Origin of the sequence: Candidatus Arthromitus sp. SFB-mouse-NL, from assembly GCF_000709435.1 — a bacterium.
GTDB lineage: Bacteria > Bacillota > Clostridia > Clostridiales > Clostridiaceae > Dwaynesavagella.
This window is the reverse complement of sequence record NZ_CP008713.1, coordinates 1244697-1258805: the sequence shown is the minus strand read 5'-3', so window position 1 is coordinate 1258805 and position 14109 is coordinate 1244697. Positions and strand designations below refer to the sequence as shown.

Genomic DNA, 14109 nt, shown 5'->3' with positions numbered 1-14109 from the left:
ATGGTGTTTTTGCATGGATATGGACAATCTAGAGTAGGATTTATGACCACACCAGATGGAAGGGAAGGTTGCTATGATATGTTTTTAAAAAAGGAACATAGTGTATTTTTAATTGATCAACCAAGACGAGGAGAAGCTGGACAAACTTCAGTAGCTGGAACAATAAGTACAGAGCCTTCCGATCAAACATGATATACACAGTTTCGTATAGGAACGTATATAGATAATGCTTTTACCTATAATAATAATTCACAATTTCCAAAAGGAGAAGAATTATTAGATCAATTTTTCCGTCAAATGACACTAGATACTGCAATGGATTCTGCGAATGGCGATTAAAGTATTGATGTAACTGTTGTGGCTAAAGCTGTTGCAGCTACTATTGATGAAGCATATCAAAAAACTGGTAAGAAATTTATTCTTGTTACACACTCTCAAGGAGGTAATCCTGGATGGGAAACAGTAAAATATACAGATAATATTGCAGCTATTGTAGCTATTGAATCAGGAGCGGCACCAGTTGTAGGAAGCGAGGATTATCAAGCAATGCTTCAAAATAATATTCCTGTGGTATTTTACTATGGTGATTATATAGGAGAAGAATTTAGTGATGTACCTGTTTCTGAAATGTGGGCAATGATGAGATCTATGGCTTACGATTTTTAGCAAGCGTATAAAGGTGATGGAGGGGTTTATGAAATTATAAATTTACCATATAAGGGAATATACGGTAACGACCATATGATGTTTCAGGATCTTAATAATGATGTAATTGCAAATGATATTGAAAATTGGATTCAAAATAATATAAAATTCGGAGGCTTGAATAAAAATTTAGGTCTCTGAATTTGTGTATTTTTTGGTATTTATATAAAAAAGAGGTGTTGGATAGTGAAGATGTAAGTTATTAAGGAAAATAATACATAAGTTGCAGTTGTCAGTAGTTATGAATTATTGATTAGAGATATTCAATCTGATTTGGATTTTATTGCAACAGTACAGTATGAGATAAGATGTAATAATATTGTGCTAAATTATGAAGATTGTTTGAGATATATAAGTAAGACATTAAAAGTTTTTATGTATGGGAGTAATAAAGGGGATAATGTTTATTTTCAGACTATTCTTTCTCTTACTATTAATAAGATTTCTGATTATGATTGTTAGAAAATATACACCATATTATTGTAATTAAATTGTCAGACTTTTTTATAATACAGTTTATACAATAAACGTAGAAGTTTATTTAAAAGATCAATTATATGTTTGAGAGATAGAACAAATAGATTTTAGAAAATGGGATGAGTATTTAAAAGAAAATTATAGTTTGGTTGCAGTTTATAATGGAATTATTGTTGGATTCGGAGATACTGATTGATTAGTTAATTATTCGTCATGATTATCAGAATAGAGGAATTGCCACTGTTATTTATAATAAATTGGAATGTGAAATTAATGTTGATATGATAACGGTACATATACTCATTATTTCAAAATCTTTTTTAGGAAAGGGGATATAAAGTGATTAAGTAAGCGAGGGAGGGAATTACATTAATAAATTATTTGATGGAGAAAAATATTAATTAGTTTGGTTGATGATATTTTTATGTAAAGGAGTATGCTATTTATAAAAATAATTTTATAAAGATAAATGTTAATTTGAGGAGGAAGGATAATGCCTACAAAAAGAATTATTTTAATAGCTATGATGACATGTCTTATATCAATTTGTTCATGGATCAATATACCTTCTGCACTACCTTTTACCATGCAAACTTTTGCAGTTTTTTGTGCATTATTATTGTTGGGTGGACAAGATGGTCTTTTGGCGATTTTTTTATATATTTTTATAGGATGTATAGGATTGCCTGTATTTGCTGGTTTTAAGGGGGGTGTTGGTCATATTATAGGACCTACAGGGGGGTATATTATAGGATTTATATTTACTGCACTTTGTTATTGTTTATTTGAGTCGTTGATTTTAAAGCATCCAAGAATTAAAGCATTTGTTCTCTTGATTGGATTATTTTTATGTTATGTGGTGGGTACTCTATGGTTTCAGATAATATATGAAGTTCAAGGATTAGAACATTCAGTTATAAAAATATTGTCAATGTGTGTATTTCCATACATAGTTCCAGATTTGTTAAAGCTTGCATTAGCTTTTATAGTGTGTAATAGGATACGTAGAGTGATTCCAAATGTTTAAAATAATTTACTAATATAATTTTAGCATCTCCTTTTACAGAAGATTCTTTTTAGCAATGTTAATTTCTGATATTGTTCTACTAGTATAAATAAAATGGACATATTTATGATTTAAATGTATTCTATGAATAATTTTATTTTGTACTGATAACAATGATTTCCAGGTTAATATGTTTTAAAACCGAAGAGTGGTTAGATAGAAAGAAATTAATTTAACTAAATGTATAATAATAACTTACGATTTTATTATTAGTACCTAATAATCACACATTTATATTATTTATTTATGTAGTTTATGTTGTTAGATTGGGGAAAGAAGTGGTTTGTATTTTTAGATTTTAAGATAAGGTAGATAATATTAATTTTGTGGTTTAACATATAAGTGGTTTATTGTTATTACGACATTGTTTTTTTATTGACATATTATCAAAATATAATTATAATTAAATCATAATAAATATAAAATGATAATTATTATTAAGAAAGAGTGATTTCTCGTGATTGATAAAATTGAAAATTTGACTGAGTATTTAGTTAAACATAATATAAAGCCATCTTTTCAACGGATAAAGATACTTGAAAGTTTAATAAAGTATAATGATCATCCAACGGCAGATGAAGTTTATAATAAGGTTTTGGAGGAGATTCCAACTTTGTCAAAGTCTACCGTATATAATACAATTAATGTTTTTATTGAAGCAAATATATTAAAGGGTGTTTACATTGAAGAAAATGAGTTAAGATATGATGCTATGACATTTAGCCATGGTCACTTTAAGTGCAAACAGTGTGATAGGATATATGATTTTGAAATTGATGTTGATAAAATTTATAATGATTCTTTAAATCAATTCCAAATTCAGGAAAAAGATGTATATTTTAAGGGTTTATGTTCAGAATGTATTCAGGTATTAGATAGCGTGTGAGAATCATGTAATTTCATTTAATTATCATAAATCATTAAAAAATTTTTGAATATTGATAATTGAAGGAGGTAGTGTAAATGAATTCAGAAGATAATAAGAAAAAGCTCACAACTGCTTTTGGAGCTCCAGTATCAGATAATCAAAATGCTATGACAGCTGGGCCAAGAGGACCTATGTTATTGCAAGATGTATGGTTCTTAGAAAAACTTGCACATTTTGATAGGGAAGTAATTCCAGAGAGAAGAATGCATGCAAAGGGTTCTGGGGCATATGGAACTTTTGTTGTTACTCATGATATTACAAAATATACTAAGGCTAAAATATTTTCAGAAATTGGTAAGAAGACAGATTTATTTTTAAGATTTTCAACAGTTGCAGGTGAACGTGGTGCTGCAGATGTGGAACGTGATATTAGGGGATTTGCTATAAAGTTTTATACAGAAGAGGGAAACTGGGATTTAGCTGGGAATAATACTCCAGTATTTTTTCTTAGGGATCCACTAAAATTTCCAGACTTAAACCATGCTGTTAAAAGAGATCCAAGAACAAATATGAGAAGTGCAAAAAATAACTGGGATTTTTGGACATCACTTCCAGAAGCACTCCATCAAGTTACAATTACAATGAGTGATAGAGGTATACCATTATCATATAGACATATGCATGGATTTGGTAGTCATACTTTTAGTATGATAAATGATAAAAATGAACGTGTTTGGGTTAAATTTCATTTTATTACTCAACAAGGAATTAAGAATTTAACAGATGAGGAAGCTGAAATAATAACAGGGAAAGATCGTGAGGCACATCAACGTGATTTATATGAAAGTATTGAAAAAGGAGATTATCCACGTTGGAAGATGTATATTCAGGTAATGACTGAAGAACAAGCATCAAAGATGCCGTATAATCCTTTTGATTTAACAAAAGTTTGGTATAAAGATGAGTTTCCGTTGATTGAAGTTGGATATTTAGAACTTAATCGTAATCCAGACAATTATTTTGCAGAAGTAGAACAAGCAGCATTTAATCCAGCGAGTGTGGTACCTGGAATAAGTTTTTCACCTGATAAAATGCTTCAAGGAAGATTATTTGCTTATGGTGATGCTCAACGTTATAGATTGGGTGTAAATATTAATCAGATTCCTGTTAATGCGCCAAAATGCCCAATTAATAGTTATCATAGAGATGGTAAAATGAGAGTAGATGGTAACTCGGGAAGTACTTTAGGTTATGAGCCTAATAGTTATGGTAAATGGCAAGAGCAGCCAGAATACAGGGAACCATCATTATCACTAAGTGGTAGCGCTGATCACTGGAATTTTAGGGAAGATGATAATGATTACTATACACAACCAGGAAAGCTTTTTAGATTGATGTCGCCAGAGCAGAGAAAAGTTTTATTTGAAAACACTGCTCGTTCCATGGGAGATATTCCAAAAGAGATTAAGATAAGACATATATCAAATTGTTATAAAGCAGATCCAGAATATGGACAAGGTCTTGCTAATGTTTTAGGAATTTCTATGGATGAAATAAAATAATATAATTTTTTAAATGGATAATGAGATTTCATTGTCCATTTATTTTTTTGTATGATATTTAGACAATTATGAATATATTTATTTGGATTTATCAGTAATTCATAAATTTTTAATTATTTAATGAAATATAGATAATCTTATATATGTTTTAAATCGTAATCAAAAATTTGAGCACTGCTATAAGAGTTAGTAGTGTTTTTTATTTGAGTATCTTATGTTTAAGAATTTAGATAATAAAGATTATTTGACAAAAATGTGAAATCACAGTATACTGGTCGTTGTGTATGTACGAAATCGTACAATAAGGAGTGGGTATGGAATTTTGTTTTAATGAAGAAATAGGATCATTTAATTTTTTAATGTCAAAAATAGATGTAGTTTATCATGAAGTAGCACTTAGACTGGGTATTACTGATAGTTCTATGCTAATTCTTTATGCACTTTGTTCTAATAATGGAGAGTGTATGCTTGGAGATATTATATCTGGGGCTAGTAAGCAGACTATTAATTCGGCACTTCGCAAACTGGAAGCAGATAAGATAATATATTTAGAAACTTTTAATGGTAGAAAAAAGAAAGTATATCTCACTGAAAAAGGAAAGGAATTTGTAAAAGATACAGTTCTTCGTGTAATTAAAGTAGAGAATGATATATTTTCATCATGGTCTGATGAAGAAAGGAAAATTTACATAGGATTAACACAGCGATATTTGAGAGATTTTAAGAAAAAGGTAAAGGAGTTTTAATATGGGTACTATACAACTTTCGGATAAATTTAATTATAAAAAGTTATTAAGATTTACATTTCCATCTATGATTATGATGGTATTTACTTCTCTCTATATGGTGGTAGATGGATTCTTTGTTTCTAATTTTGTTGGGAAGGTTCCATTTGCTGCTGTTAATTTTATTATGCCAGTACTTATTATTTTGGCATCTATTGGTTTTATGTTTGGTTCAGGTGGTAGTGCTCTTGTTTCTAAGATTTTGGGGGAAGGCGATCAGGATAAGGCAAGACGCCTTTTTTCTTTGATTGTATATAGTACGATTATTTGTGGAATTATTATTTTTATTGTAAGTTTTATTTTTATTGAGCCTATTGTATCTTTTATGGGTGCAGATGGAGAAATGTTAGAGAATTGTATTATTTATGGTAAAATTATATTGGTAGCGTTGCCTTTTTATATGATTCAGTTTGAGTTTCAAAGCTTTTTTATTACAGCTGGCAAACCACATATGGTTCTTATTACTACAGTAGTATGTGGAGTTACAAATATGATTTTAGATGCATTGTTTATGGCAGTTTTTCCATGGGGAATTGTTGGTGCAGCTGTTGCTACAACAATAAGTCAAATACTTGGGGCTACAATTTCAGTTTTGTATTTTTGTAGGCCAAATGCTGGTGTATTAAGATTAACAAAGACAAAAATGAATGTAAAGGCTTTGTTAAAGACGTGCACAAATGGTTCTTCTGAACTTATGAGTAACATTTCTTTATCAATTGTAAGTATGTTATATAATTTTCAGCTTATGAAATATGCAGGAGAAAATGGAATTGCTGTTTATGGGGTACTTATGTATGTTAATATGATTTTTCTTTCCATTTTTATTGGATATTCTACAGGGGTAGCTCCAGTAATTGGATATCATTATGGAGCAAAGAATTATTCAGAGTTAAAAGGATTATTGAGAAAGAGTTGTATTATTATTTGTATTTTTGCACTTATTATGTTTGGATTAGCAGAAAGTTTAGCAGGAACGTTGGCAAGTATTTTTGTAGGGTATGATATGGAGCTTATGGGTATGACAGAGAGGGCATTTAAGATTTACTCTATTTCATTCTTGTTTTCAGGATTTGCTATTTATGGTTCCTCCTTTTTCACCGCACTAAATGATGGTGTGACTTCTGCATTAATTTCGTTTTTACGTAGTTTGGTATTTCAAATTGTAGCAGTTATTGTTCTACCATTAATTTTTGGAATTGATGGTATATGGTTTTCAGTTATAGCTGCTGAGATTGTTGCTGTATTGATAACAGTTTTATTTATTATTGGAAAGAGGAGCAAGTATAGGTATTTATAAAAATGTAGTGGAAGGCAAGTTTTAAATCTAGAGGATTGAGATCTTAATAGATACTTTGAAAATAAGCAAATTATTTAATTTACGAATAATTTAATTTATGGTATTATTAAATAAATAGAATTAACGATATAAATACTATTGTGAGGATAGCAGAAGGGTTTGTAGTTACGCTACTTTAAATTTTGCGAGAAATCTAATTTTTTCGAAGAATTTTGCCCTTCTGCTTGTTTTATTATGGAGTATTTTTAGAGACGATTGTTTAAATTATTGTAGTAGGAGGGTTAATAAGTATGGATCAAAGAGCAATATTTAAATTAAGTTATGGATTATTTGTTTTAACTGCAAGAGAAGCAGATAAGGATAATGGGTGTATTTTAAATACAGCTATTCAAGTTACTGATTCGCCAAAACAGATAAGTATTTGTTTAAATAAATTGAATTATACTCATGGCATGATTGAAAGAACTGGAGAATTTACAGTGTCAGTTTTGAGTCAAGATGCAAAATTTAGTTTAATTAAACATTTTGGATTCCAAACAGGAAAAACAGTTAATAAATTTGAAGATTATAAAAATTGTACAAGAGGTTCTAATGGTATTTATTACATCACAGAGGGGACTAATGCTTATATATCAGTAAAAGTAACTAAAACTCAAGATTTAGGAACTCATACTATGTTTATCGGTGAGGTTACTGATATGGAAGTTTTAAGTTCTGCACCGTCATTAACATATGAATATTATTTTAATAATATTAAACCAAAACCTGAAGCTGTTGGGTTAACTAAAGATGGACAAACTATATGGCGTTGTATGATTTGTGGATATGAATATGTTGGCGAAGAATTACCGCATGATTTTATCTGTCCTATATGTAAACATCCTGCATCAGATTTTGAAAAAGTATCTAATCAATCAGATAAAAAAACTATAATAAATAAGTACGCAGGAACAAAAACAGAGAAAAATCTCATGGAAGCTTTTGCTGGGGAATCTCAGGCAAGAAATAAATATACCTACTTTGCATCTGTAGCTAGGAAAGAAGGATATCAGCAAATGGCTGAATTATTTATGAAGACTGCTGAGAATGAGAGAGAACATGCGAAGTTATGGTTTAAGGAATTGGGAGGAATTGGAGATACAAAACAAAACCTTAAGGCTGCTGCAGATGGAGAAAATTATGAGTGGACCGACATGTATGAAGAATTTGCAAAGACTGCAGAAGAAGAAGGATTCCACGATCTTGCTGTAAAATTTAGAGAAGTTGGTAAGATTGAAAAACATCACGAGGAAAGATATCGTAAGCTTCTTCAAAATATTGAAACAGCACAAGTATTTGAAAAAAGTAGTGTAAAGGTTTGGGAGTGTCGTAACTGTGGTCATATTGTAGTTGGAACAAAAGCACCAGAGGTATGTCTTGTATGTGCACATCCTAAGAGTTATTTTGAGATTCACGCTGAAAATTATTAGTAAAATAATTTTTTATAATGAAGTAAAAGTCCCTCATCATTATTGGTGAGGGACTTTTATTATTTAAATGAAGGTGGGTCAATATTTATATTAGAGAATTTATTGTCAGATGGTGAAGGTGATGATAAATTGAGATACATTTGAGCATCAGGAGTTGTTCCAAAATCTTTATTTGATCCGCTTTCTTGTATTTTATTGAATGCTTTTCTAAACATAGCATTATGAGCTTCTTCTCGATTTAATAAGAAGTCAATCGTTTGTTTAACTTTTTTATCATGGATTTGTCTATATAGATATTCATATACAACTTTTGCACGCTGTTCTGAAGCTATGTTTGATAATAGATCGGCACATAAATCACCAGTAACTGAAACGTAGTCACCAGTCCAAGAATATCCAGATGAATTGACTAAGCCAGGGTTTAGTCCAAATAATACTTGAGATTGGATTTCACCACTTTGAGTTGACTCTGCATTTACATCATGACCATTTAGTAACATTATAGTTTGAGATATGATTTCTAAATGTCCTAATTCTTCTGCTGCTATATCAAGAAATAAGTCCTTTATCTCTTGATCTTTTATTCTGAAGCTTTGTGACATATATTGTAGTGCTGCTTTTAATTCACCATTTGCACCACCTAATTGTTCTTGTAAAAGAGCTGCATAATGTGGATTTGGTTTTTCTACTTCAACATTACATAACAGTTGTTTTTCATGTTTGAACATATAAACACTCCTCTAAGTTTTTATATTAGCTTTATCTAAAATAGTTAAAAAAATACTAATAACAATTAAGACAGCATTTATATTAAAAAGTATATAAATATATCATCTGATTAACCGAATAATTAGAGTATGTTTGTGTTTTTAAGGAGTTATTATGATAAAAAACATAGTACTGTTTACATCAATAGTTACAACTTATTATTTAAGTTTTTGTAGTATAGTAGATGTTCAATCATTTTTTCGTATTAGTTTGCCATCAAATGGAGTAGTTTCTGTGAATAATGCTAAATTGATGGGGGGGGGGTAGCTCTTTAATTACTAAAAATTCTAGTATAAAATATAAGGCTTTATCTCAAATTCAAGTTAAAAAATATAATTTACTTGGTAAGACTTTTTTTAATAATCTTAATTTTGATGAACAACAATCTTTATTGATGTATACATATAGGAGTCGCGATATAAATAGAAAGTTGTCAGGTGAAGATCATATTAAGCAAGTTTTTTATGAAAATATTGATGATGTGGTTAAGAATTTAGATGGAGTATTGCTTAAATTCAAATTAGAGGATGATATCTTGGTTTTTAAGGGTGCAAATAGACGATATTTTAAGGATTTAAAAGTTGGTCAAATTTTTAAACCAAATTATTATTTTAGCACTTCTGTTGATAAAAATGTGGCTGAGAGTTTTGCGCAAAATAAAAGGAATAAAGAGGATTCTTTAATGATAGAGATTAAAGTTCCAAGTGTAAGTAAGGCTGTTTATGTTGGAGAAGATTCAGGATGGTTAAACCATAAGGAAATAATATTAGATAGAACTACTAAATATAAGGTTTTAAGTTTTAATGGAGATAAATTGGAATTAGAAGTTATTAATGATAATTAATTTAATTTACAATGGAAAATTAATGATACTTAATAAAAAATTATATCCCTAGTTTAAATCTAGGGTTTTTTGTTTTTAGGTAGATGAATTGACATTAAAATATGGGATGTATATAATTTTAGTGTGATATTTAGGATTATAATGAAAGTTTAAAAAGGAGTTATATAATAAATATGAAAAATTATAGCAAAACACATTTAACAAATGAAGATTTAAAAGAGTTTAGCAATGAACTTCCTATAAAAAGGGCAGAACTTCATGATGTACTTTCTTTGACAGGAGCTGAAGTAAGTATAAATATTATTCCATCAGGTGTTTGTATACCGTTTGTTCATTCACATAAACAAAATGAAGAAATTTTTGCAATTTTATCGGGGAAAGGTAGAGCGATTATAGATGGAGAAAATATAGATCTTTCAGCTGGAGATTGGATTCGTGTCGCTCCAAAGGGGCAACGTCAATTTTTTGCATCAGAAGATGAGGCAATGAAATTTATTTGTATCCAGGTTAAAGAAAATTCTTTAGAGGGATATACTATGGAGGATGGGATAATTCACAAGTAGTTTTTTTAAGTAGAGTCATAATATTAGAGATTAAATATGTGTTTTATTTATAGTAATTTTGATATATTTAAATCAAGATATGTTGTTAATTATATTGTAATTTTTGGAGGAAGCAATGGAGGGACGAGAAGGTAAATTAATAAAATATATAGAAGGTTCTAAAACACGATTTATTATTCCAGTTTATCAACGTAATTATGATTGGAAAGAAAAGAATTGTGAACAGCTTTTTGATGATCTTATAAAAATTGTAAGAGGTAAAAGAAGGAGTCACTTTTTTGGGAGTATTGTATCTGTTCACGAAGGTTCTGGAAGAAATACAGAATACGTTATAATAGATGGTCAACAGAGGGTAACTACTATTTCATTACTTTTTTTAGCTATGTATAATTTGATTTTTAAAGGAATTATTAAACCTATAGATGGTTCCCTCGGGATTCAAATTTATGAAGAGTTTCTTGTTGATAAATATCAAACAGATGCTGAACGTATAAAGTTAAGACCTGTTAAAGATGATCGTGTAGCATTTGAAAAACTTTTTGATGGTGATGTATATGAGTATGTTAGAGAATCTAATTTAACGATAAATTATCAATATTTTTATAATAGAATTCAGAAAAATGAAATTACAATTGATGAATTATATGATGCTATATGTAGACTTGAAATAATTAACATTACTTTAAGTGGAGAAGATAATCCACAACTTATTTTTGAGAGTCTTAACTCAACTGGACTTGCTTTAAGTGAAGGAGATAAGATAAGAAATTTTATTCTTATGGGACTACCTGCAGATTTACAAGATGATTATTATACAAAATATTGGAATAGAATAGAAAAATTTACAAACTACGATGTAACTTCATTTTTAAGAGATTATCTTACTATTAAAAATGGGGAAGTGTGTAGTAGTAAAAAAATTTATACTAATTTTAAACAATATGTTGAAGATTTATCTTTGACTGTTGAGGATTTATTTAAAGATTTATTAGACTATGCAAAGAGATATGGTGTACTTTTAAATGGAGATAATAAAAATGATAGTTTATACAGTTGTATTGATAGATTAAATAGATTGGAGAAGAGTGTTACTAGACCATTTTTTCTTGAAGTATTGCGTTTATATGATGAGGGAGAATTAAGTATTTCTCAAGTAACAGATATATTTTTGATTACTGAGAGTTACTTGTTTAGAAGGATAATTTGTGATATGCAAACCAATGTTTTAAATGGAATGTTTTCAAATCTTCATCGTGAAATTATGAGATATAATGATAGTTCTTGTGAAAATTATCTCGAGAAATTTAAATATGTACTTTTATCTAAAAATGGAAGGGCATCTTTTCCAAGTAACCGAGAATTTAAGAAAAAATTTATGGAAAAACAAGTTTATAATATGACTCCTAAAAATAAAATCTATATTCTAGAGCGTTTTGAAAATTATAAAACAAAAGAATGTAAGGATGTATATGAAAAATATGATAAAGGAATTTATTCAATTGAACATATTATGCCTAGAGAGTTAACACCAGCATGGATAAAAGATTTAGGAGATAATTATAGAGAAATTCATGAAACGTGGTTACATAGAATTGGGAATCTTACATTAACTGCTTATAATTCAAGATATAGTAATAAGACTTTTAAAGAAAAGAAAACTATGGAAAATGGTTTTGAAGATAGTGGTATTCGTATGAATAATTATATTGCAAAAAATGAAAAGTGGACAAGTACAGAAATTGAAGAGCGTAGTAAATATCTTATTAACCAAGCTATTAAAATATGGATGTTACCATCAAGTGGGTTTGAACCTGAGAAGAAGCAAGTAGATGTTTATTCGCTTATTGATGAAGATATTGATTTTAGTGGGAAGAAAATCAAGTGTTTTAGTTTTAGGAATGCAGAGTATGCAGTAACATCATGGATAGAAATGTTTCAAAAAGTATTGCAAATACTTTATATTGAAGATAGGAGTGTTATAACAAAATTTGCAACATCTTCATATTTTGGTATTGCATCTTATTTTAGTTTTAATAAATCTGACTTTATTAATAGTGTTGAGATTTATGATGGGATACATGTAAATTTATGTACAAGTACAGAGAGAAAATTATTTATATTAAGAAATATATTTAAAGCATATGATGTTTATTTTAACGACTTAATTTTCTATACTAATAAAGAAAAATAAATTAATTTGTATATATTTTCAAAAGAGCAGTTCGAAATCATCCTGCTCGGATAAAAAGTTTTATCTAAATCAAAACTAGGAGGTAGTAAAGGGTGTTCGCCTTTACAATGAAATTATGAAAAGATACAGTGTCATTAATGAGAAGAACAAGAGGGAGATAGTTCTTCTTCGAGGGTCTGGATGTATTTATAAAAAATGTACATTTTGTGATTATTATTTGGATATGTCTAAGGACTCTTATGAAAATTATTTATTAAACAAATCTGTAATTGATAATATTACTGGAGAACATGGAACTTTAGAAGTTATTAATTCTGGATCGGTGTTTGAACTTGATAAGACAACGATAGATCTTATTAAGAGTGTATGTAAAGAAAAAGGTATTTCAATTATTCATTTTGAAAGTCATTACCTTTATAAGAAACGAATTCCTGAACTTAAGGAAGAGTTTTCTGATTTTGATATAAAAATGAAACTTGGACTTGAAACATTTGACTATGATCTTAGGGAAGGTATTTTTAATAAAGGGATACATGATAAGGATCCTGAGATTATATCAGAGTATTTTGATGAAGCAAATTTTCTTTTTGGAATAAGTGGACAAACTATAGAAAGTATAGAAACTGATATAAAATTAGGACTTAAGAACTTTGATAGAATTTGTGTAAATATAATGTGTGAGAATAGTACGGAAATGATTCCAGATAAAAATGTTATAAATGAATTCATGAGGAGTATATACCCAAAATATAAAGATGATTATAGAGTAGACATTTTAATTAATAATACTGATTTTGGGGTAGGTGCTTAGAATGAATGAGATACTTCTTATTTTATCATTATTTTTTATATATGGAATGATACTTATTACTTATAGGTATTATGGGAAAAGTGGACTTTATGCGATGATTGGAGTTGTGACTATTCTTGCAAATATTGAAGTTGTACTTCTTGTAGATGCTTTCGGGATGGAACAAACTCTTGGTAATATACTGTTTGCGTCAACATTTTTAATAACAGATATTTTATCCGAATGTGAAGGTAAAAGTAGTGCTAACAAGGCTGTATTTATTAGTATACTTATGATGATATTTTTCTTAGTTCTATCTCAAAGCTGGATACGATATATTCCGAGTATTAATGATGTTAAGATGGATTCTATTAGGAATATTTTTACAAATATTCCTAGAATGATTTTTTCATCATTAGGTGTTTATGCTATAAGTCAGTTTTTAGATGTTTGGCTCTATCATAAATGGTGGAATTTTACTTCAAAGAAATTTGGAAGTAAAGATAAGCTATTATGGATTAGGAATAATGGGTCAACGCTTATAAGTCAAATTTTTAATACAGTACTTTTTACATTGTTTGCTTTTGTTGGTGAATATGATGTAAATACACTTATTTCTATGATTGTATCAAGTTATATAATTTTTGTGGTTACTTCAATAATGGATACACCATTTGTCTATATTGCAAAGAATATTAAAAAAGGAAAGAGTGCTCAAGTTTAG

The 14109-nt window shown here is 28.9% G+C and carries 16 protein-coding genes and 1 pseudogene; 16 read left to right on the top strand and 1 reads right to left on the bottom strand.

The window, feature by feature from the left end; translation table 11 throughout:
* The 10 genes and pseudogenes from SFBMNL_RS08495 (at window position 1) to rbr (ending at window position 8229) form a co-directional block, all read left to right on the top strand.
* Window positions 1-192, top strand: coding sequence for a hypothetical protein (locus SFBMNL_RS08495; RefSeq protein WP_242838747.1), 192 nt, complete (start codon window positions 1-3; stop codon window positions 190-192).
* A 165-nt stretch (window positions 193-357) separates the two neighbouring features.
* On the top strand, window positions 358-666 hold the full coding sequence (locus tag SFBMNL_RS06040) for an alpha/beta hydrolase (protein ID WP_042294838.1): 309 nt from the start codon (window positions 358-360) through the stop codon (window positions 664-666).
* Window positions 667-954: 288 nt separating this feature from the next.
* Window positions 955-1167, top strand: coding sequence for a hypothetical protein (locus tag SFBMNL_RS06035; RefSeq protein ID WP_042294836.1), 213 nt, complete (start codon window positions 955-957; stop codon window positions 1165-1167).
* Window positions 1168-1675: 508 nt separating this feature from the next.
* Window positions 1676-2209 carry a biotin transporter BioY gene (locus SFBMNL_RS06030; protein WP_005805534.1) on the top strand — a complete coding sequence of 178 codons (534 nt, stop codon included), beginning with the start codon at window positions 1676-1678 and terminating at the stop codon, window positions 2207-2209.
* A 496-nt stretch (window positions 2210-2705) separates the two neighbouring features.
* A complete protein-coding gene (locus SFBMNL_RS06025) occupies window positions 2706-3134 on the top strand; it encodes a Fur family transcriptional regulator (protein ID WP_005805536.1) in 429 nt (142 codons plus the stop codon).
* 77 nt (window positions 3135-3211) lie between these two features.
* Window positions 3212-4678: a catalase gene (locus SFBMNL_RS06020; RefSeq protein WP_005805537.1), complete on the top strand. Its 1467-nt coding sequence runs from the start codon at window positions 3212-3214 to the stop codon at window positions 4676-4678.
* A gap of 314 nt (window positions 4679-4992) precedes the next feature.
* Window positions 4993-5424 carry a MarR family winged helix-turn-helix transcriptional regulator gene (locus SFBMNL_RS06015; RefSeq protein ID WP_007440908.1) on the top strand — a complete coding sequence of 144 codons (432 nt, stop codon included), beginning with the start codon at window positions 4993-4995 and terminating at the stop codon, window positions 5422-5424.
* 1 nt (window position 5425) lies between these two features.
* Window positions 5426-6760: an MATE family efflux transporter gene (locus SFBMNL_RS06010; RefSeq protein WP_042294833.1), complete on the top strand. Its 1335-nt coding sequence runs from the start codon at window positions 5426-5428 to the stop codon at window positions 6758-6760.
* A gap of 290 nt (window positions 6761-7050) precedes the next feature.
* Window positions 7051-7452: pseudogene (locus tag SFBMNL_RS08565) on the top strand (flavin reductase family protein); the annotation flags it as partial.
* A gap of 120 nt (window positions 7453-7572) precedes the next feature.
* Entirely contained in the window at window positions 7573-8229 is a 657-nt protein-coding gene (gene rbr, locus SFBMNL_RS08560) for a rubrerythrin (protein ID WP_438825413.1), read from the top strand.
* Window positions 8230-8288: 59 nt separating this feature from the next.
* On the opposite strand, the gene SFBMNL_RS06000 is transcribed toward rbr, so the two are convergent.
* A complete protein-coding gene (locus SFBMNL_RS06000; protein WP_005805543.1) occupies window positions 8289-8957 on the bottom strand; it encodes a manganese catalase family protein in 669 nt (222 codons plus the stop codon).
* 154 nt (window positions 8958-9111) lie between these two features.
* Here SFBMNL_RS06000 and SFBMNL_RS08340 point away from each other — a divergent pair, with 154 nt between their 5' ends.
* From SFBMNL_RS08340 to SFBMNL_RS05975, 6 genes are all read left to right on the top strand, one after another.
* Window positions 9112-9264: a hypothetical protein gene (locus tag SFBMNL_RS08340; protein ID WP_005805544.1), complete on the top strand. Its 153-nt coding sequence runs from the start codon at window positions 9112-9114 to the stop codon at window positions 9262-9264.
* Window positions 9265-9391: 127 nt separating this feature from the next.
* Window positions 9392-9841 (top strand): ADP-ribosyltransferase, encoded by a 450-nt coding sequence (locus SFBMNL_RS05995; protein ID WP_242838746.1) that lies wholly within the window; start codon window positions 9392-9394, stop codon window positions 9839-9841.
* A 173-nt stretch (window positions 9842-10014) separates the two neighbouring features.
* Complete coding sequence (locus tag SFBMNL_RS05990) at window positions 10015-10404, top strand: cupin domain-containing protein (protein ID WP_005805548.1); 390 nt, start codon at window positions 10015-10017, stop codon at window positions 10402-10404.
* A 115-nt stretch (window positions 10405-10519) separates the two neighbouring features.
* On the top strand, window positions 10520-12595 hold the full coding sequence (locus SFBMNL_RS05985) for a DUF262 domain-containing protein (protein WP_042294830.1): 2076 nt from the start codon (window positions 10520-10522) through the stop codon (window positions 12593-12595).
* Between the two features lie 115 nt (window positions 12596-12710).
* Window positions 12711-13406 carry a hypothetical protein gene (locus SFBMNL_RS05980; protein ID WP_005805552.1) on the top strand — a complete coding sequence of 232 codons (696 nt, stop codon included), beginning with the start codon at window positions 12711-12713 and terminating at the stop codon, window positions 13404-13406.
* Between the two features lies 1 nt (window position 13407).
* Window positions 13408-14109: a queuosine precursor transporter gene (locus SFBMNL_RS05975; RefSeq protein ID WP_005805555.1), complete on the top strand. Its 702-nt coding sequence runs from the start codon at window positions 13408-13410 to the stop codon at window positions 14107-14109.

What these genes read in the sequence shown, in the direction of transcription:
- SFBMNL_RS08495 (WP_242838747.1), top strand. Translation starts at nt 1, where the DNA reads ATGGTGTTTTTGCATGGATATGGACAATCTAGAGTAGGATTTATGACC.
- SFBMNL_RS05995 (WP_242838746.1), top strand. Translation starts at nt 9,392, where the DNA reads ATGTATACATATAGGAGTCGCGATATAAATAGAAAGTTGTCAGGTGAA.
- SFBMNL_RS06010 (WP_042294833.1), top strand. Translation starts at nt 5,426, where the DNA reads ATGGGTACTATACAACTTTCGGATAAATTTAATTATAAAAAGTTATTA.
- SFBMNL_RS06020 (WP_005805537.1), top strand. Translation starts at nt 3,212, where the DNA reads ATGAATTCAGAAGATAATAAGAAAAAGCTCACAACTGCTTTTGGAGCT.
- SFBMNL_RS06030 (WP_005805534.1), top strand. Translation starts at nt 1,676, where the DNA reads ATGCCTACAAAAAGAATTATTTTAATAGCTATGATGACATGTCTTATA.
- rbr (WP_438825413.1), top strand. Translation starts at nt 7,573, where the DNA reads ATGATTTGTGGATATGAATATGTTGGCGAAGAATTACCGCATGATTTT.
- SFBMNL_RS05985 (WP_042294830.1), top strand. Translation starts at nt 10,520, where the DNA reads ATGGAGGGACGAGAAGGTAAATTAATAAAATATATAGAAGGTTCTAAA.
- SFBMNL_RS06015 (WP_007440908.1), top strand. Translation starts at nt 4,993, where the DNA reads ATGGAATTTTGTTTTAATGAAGAAATAGGATCATTTAATTTTTTAATG.
- SFBMNL_RS05990 (WP_005805548.1), top strand. Translation starts at nt 10,015, where the DNA reads ATGAAAAATTATAGCAAAACACATTTAACAAATGAAGATTTAAAAGAG.
- SFBMNL_RS05980 (WP_005805552.1), top strand. Translation starts at nt 12,711, where the DNA reads ATGAAAAGATACAGTGTCATTAATGAGAAGAACAAGAGGGAGATAGTT.
- SFBMNL_RS05975 (WP_005805555.1), top strand. Translation starts at nt 13,408, where the DNA reads ATGAATGAGATACTTCTTATTTTATCATTATTTTTTATATATGGAATG.
- SFBMNL_RS08340 (WP_005805544.1), top strand. Translation starts at nt 9,112, where the DNA reads ATGATAAAAAACATAGTACTGTTTACATCAATAGTTACAACTTATTAT.
- SFBMNL_RS06000 (WP_005805543.1), bottom strand. Translation starts at nt 8,957, where the DNA reads ATGTTCAAACATGAAAAACAACTGTTATGTAATGTTGAAGTAGAAAAA.